This window comes from Nostoc sp. (assembly GCF_036919615.1).
GTDB lineage: Bacteria > Cyanobacteriota > Cyanobacteriia > Cyanobacteriales > Nostocaceae > Nostoc.
Genome location: NZ_JBALCN010000071.1, coordinates 40,543 through 63,612, shown reverse-complemented (window position 1 = coordinate 63,612; position 23,070 = coordinate 40,543). Strand labels below are relative to the sequence as shown.

The window sequence follows — 23,070 nt, the reverse complement described above, 5'->3', positions numbered from 1 at the left end:
GTTCAACTTCAGAAGTTGGAGTTAACCCTGTTTGCTCAGAAACAGGTGTCGTTGTTTCAATATTTGGTATTGTTGGGTTAAATGTTTGGTTTGTAACTTGCTGTAATGGTTCAACTTCAGAAGTTGGAGGTGATGCAGATTCACCCAAAATATTTGCCGTTGTTTCGAGATTTGGTATTGTTGAGTTAAATGTCTGATTTGTAGCTTGCTGTAATGGTTCAATTTCAGAAGTTGGAGTTAACGCCGTTTGCTCACAAACAGGTGTCGTTGTTTCTAAATTCTGTGTAATTGGGTCATTGTTTTGGTTTGAAGGTTGTTGTAATGGTACAACTTCATGTTTACCCTTCTTATTCGTCTTGGAGGATTTGGTTGTTTTTTTAGTTTGAGGTTTAGAATCTAATGTCGGTTTGGATTTTGTTTTTCTCTGAGATTTCGGTTTATTGTTTGCTTTTTTATCCAGAAGTGTGTCTAAATAACTTAAATTATTTGAACTTAATGTCTCCGCTAGTTCATTGTTATTAACACTGCTTTGATTGGGAACTGACAATGCATCAATACTATTAACACTGATATCTTCGTTTTGATAATAGCTTTCTAGCTCAGGAAATAAATCAATATTTCCATCACTATCATTCGAAGAATTTAAATTTGCTAAAGAATCAGTGTTTAAAAATTTATTGTTTTGATGACGTGGCAATAAAAATTTTGATGTAGTTAGCGGTGTGTGATTAGCAATTGGAGAAGTAGAATTACTGAGACTATGATTAGATTCTTGCCTCAAAGTTAATCTATTGGGTTGGGATAAAGATTCACTTAAGCCGAGTCTATTAACTTTACTTACCAATGGTTGAATATCCATATAGTTTTATTTTGGTATTATTTAGACTCAAAAAATCCTGATTTCATCCGTGTTGACTTGTTACCCCCACCTTTTTCTTTCCCGAATTGTATACCTTCATAAGCTAAAGTTAATTCCTCAATTGCTGCTGTATTTCCGTCTGCTTGCAATGCAGGCGCCTTCCATCCAATAGGAACAGCACCAATAAGTGTCCAACTCATCATCGTTTCACCAGCTTGATTAAAAACCAAAATATTTACATTGCGTCGAGATGTTTTTCCCTGTTCATTAAAAACTTCACTTATCCAGTTCCAAAAACCTGGATGGTCAGTAACACCCCGCTTCAATGTCACGTCATTAAACTCAACATGTCCTAAGTACACCCTTTGTTGGTCGTTAACACCTCCTTCTGGGATGACCTTTTTTTGAATTTGGGCCCCTAGTCCTGAACATTCAGTGAAAGACGCAGCGATAGAGCTTTCGATCTCGATATAAAACCGATTAGTTGTAACATAATTTAGTTCATGAGTAACGTTGCTATTATTACTACCTGGCATCAAAACCACCTTTTTTGACCGTAGTTACTTACTCTCTCTCGCTGATTACGAATATCTTCAAGCAAAAGTTCGTACACTCGCTGAGTGAGTGTAGCTAATAAAAGTGAATCTTTTAGACACCTTTCAGCATCTGTAGATACTCTGCTTGGATTAGATACTGCTGAAATACCAACATATCCCGCTGTACCACCAACGTCTCCAAGGGGCGTATAAAAGACTTCTCTTTTCTCTAAGTCCATAATTTTTGCTGTTCACATGGAAGCACTAATATTTATAGTTCAAGTGCTATTACTATTAAATCTAGGCTAAAGGGACAGCTTCAAAATCAAAACTAGCCAAAGGTCGAACTTATATCGAATCAAAAATTTGCGATCGCAATCCAAGTTAAAGTTATATTTGCTACCAAAAATATTTTCTCAACCTTATTAAGTAGGAGGTATGCAAAAATATTTATATAATTGCAATGGTAGAGCCTGCCTTTAGAGCTTATGCTTCACTTCGCTGCGGACATTGTATATTTAATTTTGCACTACTATTTGTCAGAGTTATAGCTATTAATTACATCACCACTACCGTAAAAGTAACTAGACCATCTTGACCTAGCTGTAAAGAATCACCATTCAGTATGCGGTAAGATACACCGGAATTAAGAAGATTACCGTTTAAATAAATACCATTCGTACTGGTATCAACAATCATATAAGCATTTTGTGACCAGTCCCAAAATATACGGCCATGGCGGCGAGAAACAACTCCTTCTTGGGGAATGCCAGTTAAGTCAATTTCTGATGGAGTTGGCATACTTTGACTTCTACGCCCGATTGAACCACCTTCCCCGGGCAACTGAAACTCTCTGCCAGTATAGTGGACAAGTTTCAAAACTGGCAGTCTTGGGGGAGGTACGGAGGGGACAGCATATGTTGGGGGTGAGTATCCGCGCTCCTGGTTTTGTGTTACGTAAGAAGGAGGTTGATAATTTGGTTGTTCTGGTATTGCTTGTGGTTGAACTGGTTGTGGGTTGGTTGGGTTACTTGGTGTAGCCGGAATTACATTACCTAAGGGAGTCGAACACCAAGGACATACCTTGGCATTGTTTGGCAAAGCACGATTAAAATATTCGCAGTTAGGATTAGGGCACCGATTTGCAGGCATAATTTCTTATATCATTAGGCACAGGTTGTAAAGGCACAAGACCTGACTTAGTAAGTAAACACTGACCTTGACGTGTTAGTAGCATATTAGCAAAAGTAGAACCTCCTGACTGACGAGTATTGTCTTTAGGATACACTACATACAGTGGATAACCCAAAGGGTAATTTGCTGTTCCATTTGGCTGAAATCTTCTGGTATCAAAATCTGGTCGATCGCAGAAGTCATCTGAAGGTTCAAGTGGTCGTTTTGTAGTGGGATCTAACAGCGGTTGAATCTTTTGGTCATTATTATTGACTATTGCTAAGGGATAAGCCGAACACTGGTTCCAAGTTTTACTAAAAATACCGAAGCTTATAATCCCAGTAGTCTGTCCGTTATTGTTTGCAGTACTAATCTGTGTTTGGGTAGTACCTGTGTTTTGGGTTCGAGTTTTAGCAATTTCTTCAAATAAAGCTATATCTTGTGGATTGTTTTTAAGAACTAGCTTTTTGAATTGCTGTATCGCTTCTGGTTCAGTCGGGACATAAGGTTCAATTTTAAGACTCGGAACATTTTTGTTAATTTGGCTCCAGTCTTTAATTCTGCCTGTATATATGTCACGCAGTTCTTCAAGAGAGATTTTTCCATCCAATGCTTTATGGAGACTAAAGCCGTTCCGACTAAATGCGACAAACACCAGTAAACCATCATAAGCAACTTGCTTTGGATTCATATCAAGTGTGATATTGTCGAATAAAGTCGTCATTGCAAAGTCTTTTGGAACTTTTTGCACTTTTTGCACTTCTTTTATGGGTTGACTAACTTGTGCTATATCCTTAGACTCAAATGATTCATAGATAAATGTTGCTTTTGCATCTGGGTTTGGATTGGTTAATATCTCGTTTAATTTGATTTTGGTATCAGGCGCCTGTTCTAAAATATAACTCCAGGTTCCAATTTTTTCTCCCGTATAAATAAATTTACCTGAAGATATGTTATCTACTTTAGAGAAATTTTGTACAAGTCCTTGCCATTCTAAATATTGACCTTCATCTAGTTTGGAAAGCTGCCAAAAGTAATACCATATGGTGCCTCCCAGCAATAGAAAAGCCAGCACTCCCAGCCATAACCAATATTTTTTAGGAAAGCGCTTTTTCTGTTCTTGAGAGTCAGAAGATGGTTGGAAATTATTGATTTCACTGGGTTTAGGAAGTCTTAGCAGTTCTTGACGTGCAATTTCTGTACTTCCATAAGGAGTATTGAGAGAAAGCAAACGATAGAGAAACTGTTTTAAAGAATTATCATTATCGGGCCATGCTTGATGGTCTTTAGGGTCAAGCTGCGTTTGCCCAACCCACAACTGAAACGCGACTAACCCTAAAGATTCTAAATCCTGCATGTGCGTTTTAGCTGCGGGTTGAGGAATGCTAGGAGGAATAAACAGATTTTCCCAGACAGCGATATCACATAGATATGCTACAAAACGTTCTTTATTTTCAACTTTAATTAATACGCTATCTAAATTAATATTGCCATGCTCTAAACCTCGCTGTACGTGATTCGAGGGGAAACGCAGCTTTTGGGTGTGCATAAATTCTAAAGTTTGTAGAACCTCACTCAAAAACTCACGGACTTGACTCGGCGTCATTGCACCATTTTGCTTCAAGTACTGTCTTAGCGTCTGAGATGGTTGTATATCTTTAGTAATTAAATAACAGCGTTCTCCTTTTTCGGGGCCAATAGCTTCCCAGGTTTGAATCAAGCGAAAGTTTTGAACTCGACCATCTGCTAAATCTATCCCCCCGATACGTTTAAAGGTTTCCTTACGTTGAAATGTCTCATCTTGGTTAAAAGTACGACTGGGTAATAAGTACTCTTTAATAATTACTGGCTGTTTGTCTTTTAGCTGTATACCAGAATATAAACGTCCAAACCCTCGTAGACCGAGAAACCTTGTTATCTGATAGCTGCCTCTATACCCTTTAATTTCAGTTTCCTCTGGTAAAAGTGCCGGAAAACCACACTCAAAACAAAACTTGGCGCCTTTAACTTCCTGCAAAGTTTCTATTATGTTCTCGCAATCCAAGGGAGCATTGTAAGAACAGGGGTACTCTTTGTAAAATAATTCAGTAGAAGACATAATATAAAGTCAGTTAATTAATAAGCTGTATAAAAGTTAAATTTAATAAATAGCATTACCTTTGTTTTTAATCTTGCACTCCCATTTAATAATAATCTCTCTTTTTTCCAGACGCTTCGTGAACATTTAGCAATTTCTTTAACAACTCTTCTAACTGGGATTCGGACTTGAACAGTTTATGAGCTATATATTCTTTTGCTGAATACTAAACAAATGCAATTAAATTATAAATTTTTTGATAAGTTTTTTGATCATTCATCAACAATAAAATTAGAAGATTCTCTGTTGCATAGTAATTTTCATGCTCTTTCAGCATTTTTAATAGCTGTTACTTCGCTCTTCAAAAAGATGGTTTTTTACTGGCATAGGTGGCTAATAATAGCTTAGTTACTTAACCTCGTATTAGACAATTAAGTTGCGTAACAGCTTAAGCTTGAACCAGCCCTAATTTGATAGCGGCAATAATTGCCTGAGTCCTACTACTAACTTCCAATTTCTCAAAAATATTGGTCAAATGAGCTTTGACTGTGGCAACAGTCACATACAGATTTTTTGCGATTTCTTCGTTTGAGATGCCTTTAGCCAATAATTGTAAAACTTCTTGTTCTCTTTCGGTTAGATGTAACTGCAAAGATGCTTTATAGACGGAACTTACATTTTCTTGAAAACATCGGAAAAAACCACTTGCCGCTTCCGGTGGCAAATAAATTTCTGACTTAAGTACCGTATTAATTGCATCACAAAGCTGATTTGCTACACGACTTTTAAAAACATAGCCAGCGGCACCTTTTTGCATAGCTTGAAAAATCCACTTATCTTCTTGATGAGCAGATAAAACCAAAATATGACCAGAGTAAGAAATATCTTTCAACCGTTCCATAGCTGTCATTCCATCACTGTTAACCAGTTCCAAATCGAGCAAAATTAGATCGGGACTTTTTTGAACCGCTAATTTCACAACTTGCTCAACACAATCTGCTTCACCGATAACATTCAGAGGTAATGAAGCACTAGTACTATAAAAATTCAAGAGAGTTCGTAACCCTTGACGAAAACGCTCTTCATCATCTACAAGTAAAATCGAAATTTGTTTATTGTTCATAATCTTTTCATTTAGTGATGGGGCAGGCAAGGATGCCGACTCCACAAGAATTTAATACAATGAATAATCTTGTGGATGATCTTGGGGGATGGGCGGAATCGCCCGTCTTATTAATATTTCTTTTTAGTAGGTAAAATCAAACAAAACTGTGCTCCTTTTCCTGGTAAATTATGTGCCCAAAGATTTCCACAATGGTCTAATACGATTTTTTGGGCTATAGTTAGACCTAATCCTGTACCACCAGGGCGCAGCGAATAAAACGGATTAAAAATTTTTTGCATATCTAAGGGTGAAATTCCTTGCCCTTGGTCTGAAATTTTAATTAATACTTCTTCGTGAAAAGCCTGCCAACTAAAGGTGATGACGCCGCAATTAGGACTAAAGTGAATTGCATTACTAAGTAAATTATCAAAAACTTGCTTCATTTGTAACCTATCTAAAGGTAATGTAGCAGAGGTATCAGGAATGTTAACTTTTAATTGTTTTTGATTAATTAACGGCTGAAGGTATTTTATACTTTCGTCTACTAAAGTTCTAAGGTCTTGATGAATTATTTTTAAATTTGACTCTTGACCACAGGAAATTATATTGGTTAGATTGGTATCTAAATCATTCACACTCTCGCAAATGACTGCTGCTTGCTCTTGCCAAGAATTATCTTGTAAGCCCAAAAATAAATTGTGTGCGTAAAGTTTTACTAAAGCGATATTATTTCGCAATTCATGACCGACTTTGTGAAGCAGATGTTCTAATATCTCAGTCTTAGACTTTTGTTGAAAATTATCTGAGCATGTATCTATATATTTACTGAGAATTTGGGCTGCATTTTTGACGTAATGCCGCGATTTTGCTGAAAGAGGTGCGTGAGTGATTACTTGAATATATTCTGGCTTTTGATTTCTATAGCCGATCGCACAGATGTAAGAAAAAGATTCTGGAAACTGGGGAAGTTGAAATTCATGTACATTCCAAACATGGGGAAAATCAGTTAACCAAGCTTCCGACCGTAAATATGCTATCTCTCGTTGAGAAAAGCGAGGTTGATTATCTGCGTATTCAATTGTTTCTTGAAATTTTTTTAGTAACTGATTGTAGCAAACTATACGTACAAAAAATATCGGGGAATGAAAGGTAAGTTGTTCTGCTTGTAGCCCAATTAAAGTTTCTGTAACAAGTGCGTGTGAATCATCACAGTTACTTTTTTCTTTTTCGAGAGAGAAGCTGACAGCCATTGCTTTACTCACTTTTACATTAGATATTAGTTTTCCTTTACTTTTAATTACTAGATAATTACGTCATTTTACGCAGCAAATAGCAGTATTCTTAACATTTATTCATATATTTTCATATTTTGTAATAAATTTCGAGTTTGGATGAAATCTCGACAAAAGTCTAATTACTACAAGAGTTTGCATTCATATAACCTAGATATATCTAAGAAACGTTAGTAGCAAGTATGGACATCATGCTTACATGATTATTTTTATTCTTCAAACCCTAGCAGGAATTCTCGCTGGAGGAACATCGCTTTCTAGTACGGAGCAAATTGAGTTTAGTCATCCAAGTAATCGTAAAGAAGAAGGTGGAGGCTCGATTCTCAATTTGTACGTTTATGACATTCGTGAGAGTAAGCAAATCCAACATTCGGGAAGGCAAGTTGAACGCAAGTTAACACAAGCTTTGCAACCTGCTTCTGTGAATTGGTCTCCGACCTGGTTTGATGTTTCTATGCTACTAACGGCTTGGGATCGAACGGCTTTAAGTGAACATTATCTGCTTTCGCAAGCTTTAAGTCTGCTACTGCGCCACCGTGCCCTCAAGGAAGAGTTTCTGGTTCCCGAATTGCGGGGTTATGGAAATTTGAATATGACGGTTGCTGTAGAACCGCAAATCGAAGCTGGGTCTTTGTGGAGTGCGCTAACTATCGCTTTACGTCCAGCTTTGTATCTGATGGTGACAGTTCCTGTAGAGCCGCAAGTATCTTTAGTGTCTTTAGTTTGGCAACGAACTATCGGACTGCAAAATAATTTTCAACCCGAACTTGAACTTGAAAATGGAAGTGTTTATAGAAATGGAAGTATTGAAAGTTTCACCAAGCGGGTAGTAGTCGCAGGAATAGTCAAAAATGCTGTTACTAATTTACCGATGAAGGAAACAAAAGTTAAGGTAATCGGAACGGAAAAATCAACTACTACCAATAAGGAGGGGTTGTTCTACTTTGAAGACCTTCGTAATGGTAACTACGTATTACAAATCAACAGTCCGGGATATTTGCCCCGTCAAGTCAATGCATTGGTAGATGGTTTAAGCTGTACCTTCAAAGAAATCTCCTTAAATCCCGCCTAGAGACGCGGAACTCTGCATTATAGATGCGAGATAATATCGCGTCTTTACAAATGGTTGATTAAATTTTATATTCGAGGTATTTTCATGGCAAGACTTGATTATTTTGCTCCGGGTGTCTATATCGAAGAAATAGACCGAGGTAGTCGTCCAATCGAAGGTGTTAGTACGGCAATTGCCGGATTTGTGGGCTTTACTGAAGATGTGCGCGGTGGGGCTGAATTGTTCAAGCCGATGCTTGTTACTAACTGGACACAGTTTTTAAACTATTTTTCCCGTCTCAATTCGGATGGTTTTACTGATTTCAATGCTTATTTGCCTTTTGCAGTTTATGGCTACTTTATGAATGGTGGTGGTCGCTGCTGGATTACTAGTATTGGTACTTCCTTACCCAGCAGCTCCAAACCACCAGATCCGCAACCGACTTCACTTCGGATTACTGGTCGAGGGAATCGTCCTTCGCTACGGTTTAGTATGCGTCCGGAACAAGTTGCAGCAGGCACGATTATAATCTTGGTTAGCGATAGTGGACCTCGTGCGTTACCAGAAGCAACAGATGGGTCTGCCCCACCAAATACAGGCGAATACTTCAAGGTGCAAATTCGTCGAGGAGATGAAATTCTCGAAGAATACGACAACTTAACAATGAACCGCGAAGGCAATGCTCAATTTGCTACTTATGCAGTTGCGGCATTGCGAAATTCAATGTTTATAACCATTGAAGACATTTCTCAAACTGGACAACCTTTAGCGCGTCGTCCTGGGAATGGTCAATACGAACTTGCAGCACCAATAGTTGCCACGGCACCCGATACTCTTTCCAGTGATATTGAGGGTGTACGCGACGACCGTACAGGGGTACGCGGACTATTTGAAATCGATGAAATCACAATGGTTGCTTGTCCTGACTTAATGCGTGTGTATCAATCAGGATTGATGAACTTAGACCAAGTTCATGGCATCATGGAATTGATGATTAGCATGTGTGAAGGCGCCAACACTGGGGATATTCCCAACCCACCCAACCGCATGGTAGTTCTTGATTCTCCTCCTGACTGTCCTAAACCGCAGCAGGTTGTAGAATGGTTGGACCGATTTAATCGCCGTTCAATGTTCGGTGCCCTTTATTATCCTTGGATTAAAGTCGCTAACCCACGCGATCGCGGCAACCCGATCAGTGTTCCTCCTTGTGGACATGTTATGGGTGTTTGGGGTCGTACCGATGAAACTCGCGGAGTTTACAAGGCACCTGCTAATGAAGTACCTAGAGGTGTAATTGGTTTAGACTACGACACCAATTTCCGGGAACAGGAACTGTTAAACCCAAAAGGTATAAATTGTATCCGTCGATTTCCGAATCGAGGCATTCGGATTTGGGGCGCCCGGACATTGGTTGAACCCGATAAAACTGAATGGCGTTATATCAGTGTTCGGAGATTGATTAGCTATATCGAAAAATCTTTAGAACTAGGTACTCAATGGGTAGTATTCGAGCCAAATGACGAAGATTTGTGGGCGCGTGTGCGACGAACTGTCAGTAATTTCCTAGAAAGAATCTGGCGTGAAGGAGCATTATTTGGCGCCTCACCTGAACAGGCTTTCTATGTCAAATGCGACGAAGAAATAAATACACCAGACACTATGATTTTAGGTCGTTTATATATCGAAGTCGGTGTATGTCCCGTTAGACCAGCAGAATTCGTCATCCTCCGTATTAGTCAGTGGAATGGTATTGAAGACGACGAACAACAGTAGAGGCGCAATTAATTGCATCTCTAACGGAATTACGTTACTGACGAATAATTTTAAAGAGCAAATAACTAATTGCAAAGGAGTTAAAACATCATGCCAGGAGAATTTCTGACAGCTTGTAAATTTTACTTTTCAGCAGGCGATATCACAGATAAATTCATCAAAGAAATCAGTGGCTTGGGTATAGAAAATACCCCTGCACAAGAAGTTCACGGCTCATCTAAGCAAGGAAAAATCTCGCGGCAAGCAACACCAACCGTCGTTAAATTTACTAACATAACAATAAAAGTTATAGCGACCGATGATATAGACCTATATAGGTGGTATCAAGAGTGTAACGAAGACATGGGAGACCCTCGGAAATGGACTGAGAATCGTAAGGAAGGTGCAGTGACAGCTTACGACCAAAAAGGTACGCCAAAAGCACGTTGGGTTATAGACAAGTGTTATCCCTGTAAATATACAGGACCCACTTTAACTGCATCTGGTGGCGATATGGCAAATGAAACCATCGAATTGGTTCATGAAGGAATTAAACGTACCCAGTAAAAAGTAGCGTGGAGTAAAACGGTGGTACAAGCAGGTGGAAAAAATCTTGAAATTCTAACGGCACATCGTTTCTACTTAGGACTAGACCTAGACGGGCAACAAAGTCCTGATGCTTACTTCTTGGAATGTCAAGGTTTTACCAGAACGCAGGATGTAATTGAAATTTGTGAAGTTACTTCCCAAAGTTCGGGAAGCGGACAATCTAAAGGTTTAGCAGTTAGAACCAAAATTCCAGGCAATGTTAAGAGTGGCAATATTACTCTTCGTAGGGGTATGACCAACTCAATAGATTTTTGGAACTGGTTTGACAAAGTGCAAACAGGTGGATGGGCAAACCAACGAAAACTGGTTGCTTTGTCGATTTACAATCAAGCAAGTGTTGAAGTTGCCAGGTTTGAATTAGCAGGTGCTTGGCCTACTCGCTACAAAATTGCCGATGTTAACGCCCGCAGTACAGAAATAGAAATTGAGGAAGTCGAAGTCGCTTTTGAGGAATTTAAACGGGTGAAATAATTGGAGGTTGAATACAGACTATGTTTGCTACAGAGTTTGAGATTACATTGCCTAAAGGGTATATAGACTCTGACGGCAACCTCCATCGTAAAGGTACGATGCGCCTATCAACAGCAATAGACGAAATTTCTCCTTTACGTGACCCACGTGTTAAAGCTAATCCAGCTTATGCCACGATTATTATTTTGGCACGTGTAATTACTTGTTTAGGTGCCTTATCTGAAGTTACTCCTGCGATCGTAGAGAACTTCTTTAGCGAGGATTTAAATTATCTTCAAGATTTTTACCGTCACATCAACGGTTTGGAACCTGCAACTCCCCCAGTTTTAGATTCTCAACCCCAGGTTTCAGATTCCCGACTTATCGAAGAAGTCGGGAATCTGAAAATTCCACAAAATTAAGAATTTGAGACGTGGTATAGGACGTCTCTACATTATTATTTATGCGCCGTAAGGAACTTTGTACTGAATTCAATTTTACGCTCCCTAGAGGATTAATTGACTCCCAAGACCGGATACATCGTCATGGTGTAATGCGTTTAGCTACTGCCAAAGATGAACTTTGGGTGCAGCAAGAACGTAAAGTTCAGGATAATCCAGCTTACGGCGCCTTAATTATGCTTTCACGCGTCATTTCGCGCTTAGGTAGTTTAAACTCTGTGACTCCCGAACAACTCGAAGAGTTAGTATTGCGTGATATTTCTTACCTCAGAGAATTTTACAATCGAATCAATCAGCAATCTAATACACATATCCCAGCGCATTGCCCACACTGTGATACGCAATTTAACGTGAGGTTAGAGTTAGCGGGGGAGTCATGAGCTACCCCTCTGATATTTTATATGAGGAAGTAGCTTTTATTGCTTACCATTTTCACTGGTCGCAAGACGATATTTTAAACCTAGAACACATTACTCGTCAACGATGGGTAACGGAAATAAATAAGATTAACCAGAAAATCAACTAGAACATCAATATGAAAGTAAAAGTTTCCACATCTCCAGCACAAAGTGAATTCGAGGAAGTTGACCTAACTCTCACGACCAGACGAGGAACCGAATGTTTAATTGGTCGTTCCCCAGATTCTGATTTAGTTCTCGATAGCACTGATGTTAGTCGGTTGCATGGTAAATTTTTTGCTCAAGCAGGAAATTATTATTTCTGCGACGTTGGTAGTCGGAATGGCTCGATAGTCAACGGCAAATTAGCAGAGAAAGATCATTCATACCAGCTTAAAGATGGCGATATTATTCGCATCGGTGATTTTGTGCTGATGTTGGAAGATGAAATGCCCGACTCCCAGCAAGCCGAAACAGTTGTTAGAATCATTAATCCTTCGGTATTTTCTAACTGGCGTCAACAAAATGCCAGTGCTACACCCCAGGAAGCACAACTTACTAATAATGAATCGGTTGCACCTATTCCTATTGCCGAGGAAATTAGTCCTCATCAGAAAAGTCTAGAAAAGCAAGAGATTGTTAATACGTCTGAAGAAATTGAACAACATTTTGAGCCAACGTTGATTCAGCCAGATGATATTGCTACACCTGCTCGCTCTACCGAATCTATACCCGAAACCACAGAAACAAACGAAGTAGAAGACGATATTGCAAGTAATGTTCTTCAGGAAACTGAGAATGTTGCTGAGTCCGAAGATAATCAGATACCTAATACTGCCGAATCTACTATAGTTCAAGTCAGTGATGCTGACGATAATATTGCAAGTAATGTTCTTCAGGAAACTGAGAATGTTGCTGAGTCCGAAGATAATCAGATACCTCATACTGCCGAATCTACTATAGTTCAAGTCAGTGATGCTGACGATGATATTGCAAGTAATGTTCTTCAGGAAACTGAGAATGTTGCTGAGTCCGAAGATAATCAGATACCTCATACTGCCGAAAATACAGTTGTTCAACTCAGGGATATCAGCGAAGAGCATGACGTTACAGATAGTGCAGAACATCAGGAAGAAAGCGAAATTATAGAAGCAATAAACAGCGACAGAGAAAATGTGGATTTTGATACACAATCTCAACAAGTAAAGGAAGAATTACTGTCTGAAGCTTCTATTTTAGCCCCTGAACTACACAGCGAAGAGGTAATAGCTACAAGTCCAGAAATCGACGTGGAACTAGAAGAATTAGAAGAACCATCAATACAGGTTGCTAAAATTCTCGAAGAAAAGCAGATAGTGATTGTCGCTCACGATAGCAAAAAATCTGAACTTGTAGAATTAGTGTCTGAACACGAAGAATTTTTATCGTACTGCTTAACGAGAACATGGCAAACTTTCAGCGATGATTTGTATAAACAAACAGGTTTAAGCGTTACCCAAGAAATTCCTCCAGCCAATTCGGGAGGGTATCAAGCAATTAACTCATTAGTTAACTCTGGAGAAATTATCGCAGTGATTTTTCTCAGAGACTTAATGATGGCGCCTCAACCTGGTCAGGCAAGTGAAGAAGCATTATTGAGGATATGTAATATCAACAATGTTTTACTTGCTACTAATTTACCAACTGCAAAAGCTATTCTTTATTATCTCAAAAACTTGAAAAATTAGCGTAGCAAAGATTCCCGACACTTTTTCCGAAGTCGGGAATCTAAACATCGAATATTAATAAAATTGTAATAAAAATGAATAGTAATAGTGACAATCTTATAAGTGCTAGTCTTTCAACGCAAAGCTTAACTTATCGACCAAATAAACTGGAGGTTTCTTTTGAAATCACTGTTAATAATGATAGCGATCGCTTTGCCAATTTTCAATTAGAAATTGTTGCTGCCGGGGAAATCCGCAATCCTAATTACCGTTGGTATCGTCTCGAACCAGAAGTTGCTGCGGCTCAACCTCATGGTAGCAGCACTAAATTCCAAGTATTTATTTTTAATACACCAATTCCCGGATTCGTTGGTACAGTTAACCTGTCTGTAAAAATATTTTCTCCTCAGTTAGCACGAGAGCGTAGACTCCTACTGCGTTTGGAAATTGAGCCAGACAATAAACCAATCCAGATTAGCGTCGAATTACCAATACGCATGTTTCAAGTATATCCTGGCAACGTTATAGATGTACCTGTACGAGTTAGAAATCAGGGACAAGTCGCGAGTAATGTGCTGTTGCGTTTTATAGGTATCGATGCTTCTTGGGTGACTAACAGTGCTGAACGTCAGTTCACCTTAAATACTGGTAGTCAAATGGAAGTAAGTTTTAGATGTGAGCCACCTTCTGTAGTTCAAGCACCTAGTTTAAATTATCTTTTTACTGTTGAAGCTACGAGCAATAATAGTTACCCAGCTAATGCAGAAGGTAACTTGGAAATACTGCCTGTTGGTTATATTAATTTTAGCACGCCACAAAACAAGCAAAGAATTCCTTCCCGGCGCCCGTGGTTGCCGCACTGGAAGTCGAATAATGTTTCCTATGAATTGCTATTTAAAAATGTCAGCAATTTACTTCAAGAAATTAATGTGCAAATTCAGGGTAGAGATTGGCGAAAATGTACATTTAAGAAGTTTCCGGAAATCACAAATCTGAATTTAGGAGAGACAGCAAAAGTTATTTTAGATGTTAAAACAAAACTTCCTTGGGTTGGAATCAGAAAAACTATATTTATAGAAGCAAAAGCAGAACTATCTGACCAAAGGTTAGGCAGTACAGACCCTGCCACTCAAACTTTAGAATTAGAAGTTTTACCAATTATACCTCTATGGTTGCAATTAGCTATTCTGGCATTGCTAGCAGTATTACTAGCTTTACTATTTAGACAAGAAGCAATTGCACATACAGCTTCCGTCAATTCAGTTCGTGTTATCGGTAGCGGTACTGGCTCATCTGTTGTTAGTGCTTCTAATGATTGTACATTGAGGTCTTGGAGAATCAGAACAGATTCTTTAGAAGCAGATGAAAATGTAACACTAAAATCAAAACCCAATGAGCAAAAATCCAAATGTGTTCAACCTCGAGAACCTAAAGGAGTATTAGCATTTGCCAACAACCCAATTCTAGCTGTAAGGTTCGTACCAGTCGAAAACAACAGTGTTGCAATTGGTCTAGAAAATGGAAAAATTGAGTTAAGACAGATATCCACTGGTGAAATAATTAGTACACTCCAAGATTCTCAAGAACAAAGTGATAAAGTATTTGATTTAGCATTTACCAAAGACTCACTTAATTTATTCAGTGGTTCGGGCAAAGGCAAAGTAAGAGTATGGTCGAGAGAATTTACTACTAAAAAATTTCCCGAAGAACCGATAGTCATCGACTTAGAAGAACGGCAAAAACTAACACGTTTTCCAATCTGGGCATTAGCTTTGAGTCCTGACGATAAAATGCTTGTTGTTTCAGGTGAGTTTAATCGGTTTTTAATTTTATCTCGAAATCAAAATCAACTTAACAGCCCATTTCAAAATATATCAGTCGAAAGACTGGAAAAAATAGATGGCAATGGAAGAGGTGGACAAGATGACTCTGTTCTCTCGTTAGCTTTTATTCCTGACTCACCAGAAAAAATTCTGGCAACATCTGACTCGGCTGGATTAATTGCAATTTGGGATTTAACACAATGCAAACTTACAAGCAACAATAATCAACAGCAAATCAATGACTCTAATTGTAAACTCTTAGACCATTGGCAAGATGAGTCAAAAAAACCTATACGAACTTTAGCATTTAGTGAAGAAGGTAAATTTCTAGTTAGTGGTGGAGATGACGGACGAGTAGTTGTATGGTATTTAACTTCCAGTCATCAACTCGATAAAACAAAATCACCAAAAGGCATAACTATTTTCCCAGGTTCTAAAAAAATTAGAAGTATTGACGTGAAAAGCAGTCAAGGAATTGTGATTAGTGGCAGTGAAGATTTTCAAGTCAGACTACACCAGATTAAATAAATGTTTCTAGAAAAGAAGCAATATATTGCGTTTCTACAAAAATTTTAGGTGGCAAATTAGCACTTTATAACAAGTACTTTAATAATATGTCTAATCCACTATCCGTTATTATCAATCCGCCTGGAATTCAATATGGAATGCCAGGAGATATTGTATCACTTTATGCTGTCGTGATTAATGAGGGCGACCAAAGCGCTGTTATCGACTTATTTTTTACTTTTGATGAGACATTTCAAAAAATCAGTGGGTGGTCTGCTTCTCCAAAAGCTAGTTTAGCAGTGGCGCCGAAAGAAAGCAGCAGCGAAGTTACGTTTGATTTTGAAATCCCAGTTGATGCTTTAGCGGGTACTTATGATTATACTTTTGTCGTGGATTCTCCAGAACATTATCCGCAAGATACTCCAATAAATTTTCCTGGGCAACTCAAAGTTTTGCTCAAAGAACAAACTGTCATCCGCGCTTTTGACCCAACTTTTTCGATTATACCTGCCACAAATCCAAATAAACTTATAACTTATAGACTCGACCAACCTTTACAAGTGGTGATAAAAGTCGAAAATCGCTCCAGCCGTGTAGACAGATTTCGCTTGACCTGTCCAGATTTAGATGAAAATTGGTTTAAAATATCTTACCCTGCTAGTAAGTTTGAAGGATTAGGCTTATTTGATGTTAGCGCACTGGAACTTAACCCTAATTCGGAAGGTGAAATCTCTTTAGAATTTCGTCCTCCTATTGATACTCTTGCTGGTAGCTATTCTCCAACGATTCGTTTGCTTTCAGAAAATAATCCTGACTTAACACTGCTAGATTTGATATACATTAATTTACCAGCAAACTATCAGTTAGGTATAGAACTTCATACTATTTTAGGAAAAGTTGGCCATAAAGAGGGTATTTATGAATTAGTATTTAATAATCAAGGTAACTTGATACGGGAACTATTTTTTAATGCGAAAACAAGAGATGAAGAAGAAATTTGCATTTACAAATTTAATCCTACTGAATTAAAATTATTACCCAATATAACTGAAAAAGCAATTCTACTAGTTAAACCAGGTCCTTGGTGGCGCCGACCATTTCTCGGTCAACCTTTACCAATCAATTTTGAAGTTAATATTACAGATAAGCAAAGCTATCCTTTGGCTAACGTATCTCCTCAAGGCACTTTATCATGGAAAGTACGTCCTTGGTGGCAATTTTTACTATTAATTTTACTGGGTTTGGGGTTATTTGCAGGGATTGCATATATGATTTGGAGACTTTTACATCCTGACCCGTTAAGAATTGAATTTAGTACTGATAACCCAAAAATAACTGAAGGTAATGAAGTTAACTTAAACTGGAAAATTGATAATTATAAGAGACTGAAAAATTTAGTAGTGATAACTAAGAAACCACCAAGTAATCAGCCTGTAGTATTCAATTATGATAACAATAGTATTAATCAGTTAATTAATAAAAATCAGAATAATCTTAATCCCCCCTGTAACATAACCCAAGAAGAATTAATATGTAATCGCGTTTCTACTGGAATTAACACAGTAGGTCAATACATTTTTGAACTCAAAGCTTCTTATCTACAAAATTCACCTTTTTCTAAACGTATAATTGAAACTGCTCCCAAAACCGCTGAAGTTGAAGTTACAAAAAAAGAAATAGCAGAAGTAACGGAATTAAAAGCAAATAAACGCCAATATCAAAAAGGTGAGAAAGTAAAATTGAGTTGGAAAATTACACATCCAGAGTTAGTTTTTCAAGTGATAATTCATTTCAAAACTGCTGATAATTTAGAAGCTATTCAGCCTGTAAAAATACAATTTCAAGATAAAGAAGGTAATGACATTAACAACCCTACAACCAAGAATATTTGTCAAAAAAATCTTCCAGATCCAAAATTCAAATGCAATATTGATATTTTAGTCAATAAAGTTGGAGTTTTTACTCCCGAAATAATAGTTAAGACTTTTAAGGTATTTGATAGAAATAGTACCAAACAAGCTGACAGTAAAATTGAAATGCTAGCAAAACCTTTCAAGATTGCCTTTTTCAAAATAAATGGCAAAAATAGTATAGACCAGGCAAATATAGTTTTAAATGAAGGAGAGAACGTTGCTTTAAGCTGGAACGTAGAAGGAGAAAATATTCAAGTTAAACTCGACCCCTATGGAAATGTAAAACCTATTGACACAAAATCATTTATTAATATCAGTAACTTTCCACAAAGAGTCGCACTTCAAGTAACTGACGCATATGGTAAACAGGAAGAAAGAGCATTTTTTATCACCGTTAAATCAAAACCCATTCCGACACCTAACTTAGTTACACCTGCTCCCTCACCCACACAAAATATCTTTAAACCTTTTCCTATTTCTCCACGTTCAAAACCACTATAGAGGAATGGCACTAAGAAAAGCTGAAAGCAAGAAAGATATACATTACAGGCATTAATGCTATGAAACAGTGGACAGGGTGCGATCGCAGACAAGTAGGCGTTATAAAATGGAAGATAATGATAATTAAAAAGAGAGAGAGTAAGCGAGCGTCGCTTGCCTACTCCTTCTCTGCACAGCCGCGATTATCATTTATATTAATAATATTTTGAGTATTTTAACTGATTGACAAAAGCGCTTTACTTTTACCTCTTACTGATGTAAGTAGTCAATGAATGCGTCAACTCTTTACTTAATATTAGGACAGGTTAAAGCGGCCACTTTTTCTTTAAATTACAGTTAAACGGATTTATCTTCAATATAATAATGAGATGTCGGCACCCTTCTATGATTATTATTATTAATTCTACTAGAAATAAGGTAAAAAATAATACCTAGTGTCAGTGCGATCGCTAAAATCATACTTACAATCAGCAAGGTGTTAAGAGATTTTTTTTGAGATGTTACTATATCTCTTCTTGGCTGAAAGATTGTTTGTTCTGGTATCTGCTGTTGCCTTTGATTAGAAGCAGGTCGTTGTTGGAATATTGTATTTTCAGGTCTATTTAGGGGTGGATTTCCCAGATGTTGACTATTCGCAGCACGAGGCTGCTGTTGCATAATCGTGTTATCGACAATCTGTTGTCTACCAGGATTGCTAATGGGTCGTGGTTGAAATAACGTTTTATCTGGTGGTTGTCTGTCACCACTACCAGCGCCCGGTTGCAAAATATTACCTTCGTCGGGTGCCTTTTGTGTAGTATTAGAAGGTCGCTTCTGCATAATAGTACCTTCGTCGGGTGCTTTTTGTGTAGTATTAGAAGGTCGCTTCTGCATAATAGTACCTTCGGATGCCTGTTGTGGAGGTAGATTAGATGCAGGTTGCTGCGATGGTGGTTGCAATGGTTTGTTAATTGTTTCGTCATTGGAACCGGGCTGAGATGTTTGTGATAACGGTCGCAATGGCTTATTAACTGTTACATCGTTAGAATTTGGTTGTAATGGTTTTTCGGGTGACAGTTGTAAGGGTCTAGCAACTGTTTCGTCGTTGGAATTTAGTTGAGATATGTTTTGCGGTTGTCGTTGCAGTGGTTTTACTTGAACTATAGTTTGACTTGGCTTAAAACTAGTATCTTTGGTTATAGTAATAGCAGCTTGCAACGCTTGACTCAATTGTTCCACCGATGCAAAGCGGTTGCTTGGGTTCTTTTCGAGACATTTTATTACTACAATTTCTAACTCTGGGGACAATTGCTCGCACCCAGGTTGCTCACGTAACGGTCTAGGTGGTTCATAACTATGAGCAAGTAACCATGAAGGTTCACTGATATTATTACCTTGAATGCTCAAACCAAAAGGGTCTGCAGCACTAAGCATTTCATAAATAATGATTCCCAAACTGTAGATATCAGCAGATACATCTATATTTTTATTGTTTTGAATTTGTTCGGGTGACGAGTAGCGAAATGTGCCAATAAATGTTTTAGTAAGATTTGTTTGCTCAGAAGACTCATTGTAAATTTTGGCAATCCCAAAATCTAAAATCTTTACCCACTCACCAATGTCTGTAGGAACTAAAAAAATATTATCTGGTTTTAAGTCGCGATGAATAACCTTAATGCGCTCTGTGTTTTTCCCATCGCGTTGCATGACTACCCCTCTGTGGGCAAGCTGCAAACCCTTGCACACTTGTGTCATAATTTTTACCACACGTTCCGGTGGTAATTGTTTTTCGCGCATTAATAATCGACGCAGCGTTTGCCCACGCAGGTACTCCATGACATAAAATGGATAACCTTCTGTAGTAACACCACAGTCACTAATTCCGATAATGTGGTCGCTTTGCAAAGCAGCACATATTGCAATTTCCCGCTCAAACCGTTTTCTCATCTCACCAGATGCGACCAATTTATCCTTGAGCAGTTTGAGTGCTACATCTTTACCAACGCGCATATCTGTGGCTAGGAAAACTTCTCCCATACCACCTCCACCTAGACGTTTATCCAAGCGATAACGCTGGCTATCACCAATCAAGCGACCTATCCAAGAATTATTTGATGGTGGGGAGTTCATCTGGGCAAACCCATCCTATTTTTTAATAAACTTTTTTGAGTAACCTGATGTACTAAATAGTTAGATAATAATTGATAAGTATACTAATAATCATCTATTTTCGCGTTAAGGCGATACTAATATATTATATATATATTTGACATTATACTTTTGTCTAAATCACAAAATATCTCCAAAATCCGTAAGTTGGCTTCGTTAAAGGGAACTCAACCTACATAATTATTATTGTTAGGTATTATTATTTATGGGATTACGATGAGGAAGCAGGATGAGTAATGCCCTCTCTATAGCCACCGTCACGGCAGTAATAAAAAACTTGCTGGAAAATGGTTTAGTAAGTGATGCCATAGCAGCTAGTGTTGGTGATGTACTTGTAACAGCGTTGCCACCGGATAAAGTTCAAGTGGGAAGTGACGAGCGCGCGCAAATTAACCTTTTTTTATATCATGTCACGCAAAATCGTAACGTTGATTGGATATCTCAAGAATACCGCAGTCGTTACACCACTAGTAACACAAACTCGACCAATCCACCGTTAGCTCTTGACTTACACTATGTATTAACGGCTTATGGTCCTAAAGATTTTCAAGCGGAGATTTTACTAGGTTACGCAATGCAAATGTTACATAAATTACCTAATATTACATCTGAAACTATCGAAAATGCTTTAAAAAATGCTGCCGAGACAAGTACATCGAGCGTATTTTCACAGGCTATTACAGGTTTGTCTGTATCTAATTTAGCTCTTAAAGTTGGGCAGATGAAAGTTAGTCCAGCATTCTTGACTATGGAAGAAACTTCCAGAATCTGGTCTGCCCTGCAAACAAATTATCGACCTTCGGCTACTTATCAAGTATCAATGGTTTTGATAGAGAGTGATAGTACCGAGAAATTAGAGGTTCTTGACTTGATGTTGTCTGAACCAATTATCGAAAAAGTAACGATGCCCGCACAAGTCGAAGCTCATATTACTGTAGGTAGTACGCTATTGATTCAGGGTAAACAATTACGCGGTGATATAACTAAAGTAAGACTAAGTAATATAGATAAATTATTCACACCTTTTGATGTTCAAGACACGCAAGTAAGTATACAAGTACCTCCATTATGCGTAGGTGTGCAATCTGTACAAATTATACATGAGAGCTTAGTCAGTAAAGAGCAACATAATCTTGTCGAATCAAACGTTATGCCATTTGTGCTACATCCAAAAATTACCGTAGAGACGTTACATACAACATCTTTACAAGGAAATGATGAGGATTTACGCTCAATAGATATCAGCGTTAAATTTAGTCCAAAAGTTGGTAAAGACCAAAGAGTGATATTACAACTAAATCGAATATCAAATAATGAGCCAGTCACATACTCTTGTTTGGTACCGACACAAACAGAAGATGCTGATGCGATCGCAATACCTCTTCAAAACATCAAACTAGGAGAATACTTAGTGCGGGTAAAAGTAGATGGGGCAGAGAGTCTATTATATAAAAATCAAAGTGGGGAGTACGACTCGCCACGAATTACAATTAAATAATCTCGGGTTGAATGACACTTAACTTAAGCAAAAAAAACTTGATCATTTGTTGGGTGGAGGAACCAAACCCAACAAATGAGCCTTAATGTAGAGTGCGTGACGCTACGAAAAAATAATCTACCTGACATTACTATTTACAGCGTCACGCACCAAAAACAAATTCCTAATTACATTTCTTGCTCTTGTTGTTGGCCACCGCCACCACCGCCCATGAAGCTATCAGCAACGCCACCTAACATACTCCCTGCCATTCCTCCAAGCGGACCAAGCATTCCGCCAAGCATTCCACCGAGACCTGACATCATACCTCCGCCTCCACCACCTTGTTGTTGACCACCGCCCATCATTCCTCCCATCATTCCTCCCATTCCTCCTAAGGCTCTCAACCCACCCATTAACAAGGGTAAGAAACACTGAACGGGTTCGGTGCTGTTCTGGATTGGCGGGATAGTCTTGAAGCTACTAGTTGCCCCAGGAACTTGCACCTGCTGACCTTGAGCAGCTTTTGCTCCAATTTGGTCAGCTTCTGTTTCTAAGCTGGGGTCAGCATTAATCGGGGCACCTTTACTTTGGTGTGGTACAGCTACTCTTCCGGCTCTTTGTTGTACAACATGGGTAAGTTCATGTCCTAACAGTGCTTGTCCTGAAGAGCTTTGCGGGTTATATTGTCCAGGGGCAAAGTGAACATTGCTACCCTGAGTGAAAGCTAACGCACCCATCGATTTAGCTTGAGGGCTATCTGTATGGATACTGACATCGCCAAAATTTGCTCCAAACGAATTTTCCATTTTTGATCTTACTGGTGCAGGCATGGAACTACGAGAACCAGAGGATGAATTTTGACTAGTTTGGTTTTGTTTTGAAGGTTGAGCAGATTCTGACTTCATTTGGCTAATACTGTGACCAAAGCGCTTTGCCTGCTTTAGTTGAGTATTTAAGTCTGATTGCTCGTTATCTGACTTGTTTTGCACGGCAAACCCACGACCTTCAAATCGATTATCTGAGGTTGCAGTGTCTGTTGAGGTAGACTTTTTCTGAAGAAGTTTTTGAGTACTCATTGTTGCTTCCAGGTATAATATTGAACAATAAATATATTAATCGGAGCGACTTGCTTACATCAGCGATAAATTGCTTACTACCAAGTATCCAAAACTAGTGAGATTAAATTCTAAGTTATAATTGAATTGCAATACCCCAAATTATAGCTCAAT

The 23,070-nt window shown here is 38.3% G+C and carries 20 protein-coding genes; 11 read left to right on the top strand and 9 right to left on the bottom strand.

Going from position 1 to position 23,070, the window contains the following annotated elements; translation table 11 throughout:
- From V7K48_RS20860 to V7K48_RS20830, 7 genes are all read right to left on the bottom strand, one after another.
- Positions 1–859 (bottom strand): hypothetical protein (locus tag V7K48_RS20860; protein ID WP_335075116.1); only part of this gene is annotated, 859 nt, incomplete at its 3' end.
- 17 nt (positions 860–876) lie between these two features.
- Positions 877–1,395, bottom strand: a complete 519-nt coding sequence (locus tag V7K48_RS20855) for a phage tail protein (protein WP_335075115.1) — start codon at positions 1,393–1,395, stop codon at positions 877–879.
- The gene (locus V7K48_RS20850) at positions 1,395–1,634 is read right to left on the bottom strand and encodes a hypothetical protein (protein WP_335075114.1); all 240 of its coding nucleotides are present in this window, start codon (positions 1,632–1,634) and stop codon (positions 1,395–1,397) included. Before V7K48_RS20850 ends, V7K48_RS20855 begins: the two co-directional genes overlap by 1 nt.
- Positions 1,635–1,953: 319 nt before the next feature.
- Positions 1,954–2,547, bottom strand: coding sequence for an FHA domain-containing protein (locus V7K48_RS20845; protein ID WP_335075113.1), 594 nt, complete (start codon positions 2,545–2,547; stop codon positions 1,954–1,956).
- Positions 2,525–4,666 (bottom strand): substrate-binding domain-containing protein, encoded by a 2,142-nt coding sequence (locus V7K48_RS20840; protein ID WP_335075112.1) that lies wholly within the window; start codon positions 4,664–4,666, stop codon positions 2,525–2,527. The genes V7K48_RS20845 and V7K48_RS20840 overlap by 23 nt, the downstream gene beginning before the upstream one ends.
- 427 nt (positions 4,667–5,093) lie before the next feature.
- Positions 5,094–5,768 (bottom strand): response regulator transcription factor, encoded by a 675-nt coding sequence (locus V7K48_RS20835; RefSeq protein ID WP_335075111.1) that lies wholly within the window; start codon positions 5,766–5,768, stop codon positions 5,094–5,096.
- Positions 5,769–5,878: 110 nt separating this feature from the next.
- Entirely contained in the window at positions 5,879–7,000 is a 1,122-nt protein-coding gene (locus V7K48_RS20830) for a sensor histidine kinase (RefSeq protein WP_335075110.1), read from the bottom strand.
- Positions 7,001–7,241: 241 nt separating this feature from the next.
- Here V7K48_RS20830 and V7K48_RS20825 point away from each other — a divergent pair, with 241 nt between their 5' ends.
- The 10 genes from V7K48_RS20825 to V7K48_RS20780 all read left to right on the top strand — a co-directional run bounded on the left by V7K48_RS20825 (position 7,242) and on the right by V7K48_RS20780 (position 18,213).
- A complete protein-coding gene (locus tag V7K48_RS20825; protein ID WP_335075109.1) occupies positions 7,242–8,114 on the top strand; it encodes a Pvc16 family protein in 873 nt (290 codons plus the stop codon).
- 84 nt (positions 8,115–8,198) lie between these two features.
- Positions 8,199–9,866 (top strand): phage tail sheath family protein, encoded by a 1,668-nt coding sequence (locus tag V7K48_RS20820; protein ID WP_335075108.1) that lies wholly within the window; start codon positions 8,199–8,201, stop codon positions 9,864–9,866.
- Positions 9,867–9,956: 90 nt separating this feature from the next.
- The gene (locus tag V7K48_RS20815) at positions 9,957–10,412 is read left to right on the top strand and encodes a phage tail protein (protein ID WP_335075107.1); all 456 of its coding nucleotides are present in this window, start codon (positions 9,957–9,959) and stop codon (positions 10,410–10,412) included.
- 21 nt (positions 10,413–10,433) lie between these two features.
- On the top strand, positions 10,434–10,925 hold the full coding sequence (locus V7K48_RS20810; RefSeq protein WP_335075106.1) for a phage tail protein: 492 nt from the start codon (positions 10,434–10,436) through the stop codon (positions 10,923–10,925).
- A 20-nt stretch (positions 10,926–10,945) separates the two neighbouring features.
- A complete protein-coding gene (locus V7K48_RS20805) occupies positions 10,946–11,326 on the top strand; it encodes a hypothetical protein (RefSeq protein WP_335075105.1) in 381 nt (126 codons plus the stop codon).
- Between the two features lie 41 nt (positions 11,327–11,367).
- The gene (locus tag V7K48_RS20800; protein WP_335075104.1) at positions 11,368–11,745 is read left to right on the top strand and encodes a phage tail assembly protein; all 378 of its coding nucleotides are present in this window, start codon (positions 11,368–11,370) and stop codon (positions 11,743–11,745) included.
- On the top strand, positions 11,742–11,891 hold the full coding sequence (locus V7K48_RS20795) for a DUF6760 family protein (RefSeq protein ID WP_334972515.1): 150 nt from the start codon (positions 11,742–11,744) through the stop codon (positions 11,889–11,891). The genes V7K48_RS20800 and V7K48_RS20795 overlap by 4 nt, the downstream gene beginning before the upstream one ends.
- A 9-nt stretch (positions 11,892–11,900) precedes the next feature.
- Positions 11,901–13,490 (top strand): FHA domain-containing protein, encoded by a 1,590-nt coding sequence (locus V7K48_RS20790; RefSeq protein WP_335075103.1) that lies wholly within the window; start codon positions 11,901–11,903, stop codon positions 13,488–13,490.
- A gap of 74 nt (positions 13,491–13,564) precedes the next feature.
- Entirely contained in the window at positions 13,565–15,820 is a 2,256-nt protein-coding gene (locus V7K48_RS20785; RefSeq protein ID WP_335075102.1) for a hypothetical protein, read from the top strand.
- Positions 15,821–15,906: 86 nt separating this feature from the next.
- A complete protein-coding gene (locus tag V7K48_RS20780; RefSeq protein ID WP_335075101.1) occupies positions 15,907–18,213 on the top strand; it encodes a COG1470 family protein in 2,307 nt (768 codons plus the stop codon).
- Positions 18,214–18,549: 336 nt separating this feature from the next.
- Here V7K48_RS20780 and V7K48_RS20775 read toward each other — a convergent pair whose 3' ends face one another.
- A complete protein-coding gene (locus V7K48_RS20775; protein ID WP_335075100.1) occupies positions 18,550–20,322 on the bottom strand; it encodes a serine/threonine protein kinase in 1,773 nt (590 codons plus the stop codon).
- A gap of 268 nt (positions 20,323–20,590) precedes the next feature.
- On the opposite strand from V7K48_RS20775, the gene V7K48_RS20770 reads away from it, so the two are divergent.
- Positions 20,591–21,859 carry a DUF4255 domain-containing protein gene (locus V7K48_RS20770; protein ID WP_335075099.1) on the top strand — a complete coding sequence of 423 codons (1,269 nt, stop codon included), beginning with the start codon at positions 20,591–20,593 and terminating at the stop codon, positions 21,857–21,859.
- 167 nt (positions 21,860–22,026) lie between these two features.
- On the opposite strand, the gene V7K48_RS20765 is transcribed toward V7K48_RS20770, so the two are convergent.
- Positions 22,027–22,917, bottom strand: a complete 891-nt coding sequence (locus V7K48_RS20765; RefSeq protein ID WP_335075098.1) for an eCIS core domain-containing protein — start codon at positions 22,915–22,917, stop codon at positions 22,027–22,029.
- Between the last annotated feature and the right edge of the window lie 153 nt (positions 22,918–23,070).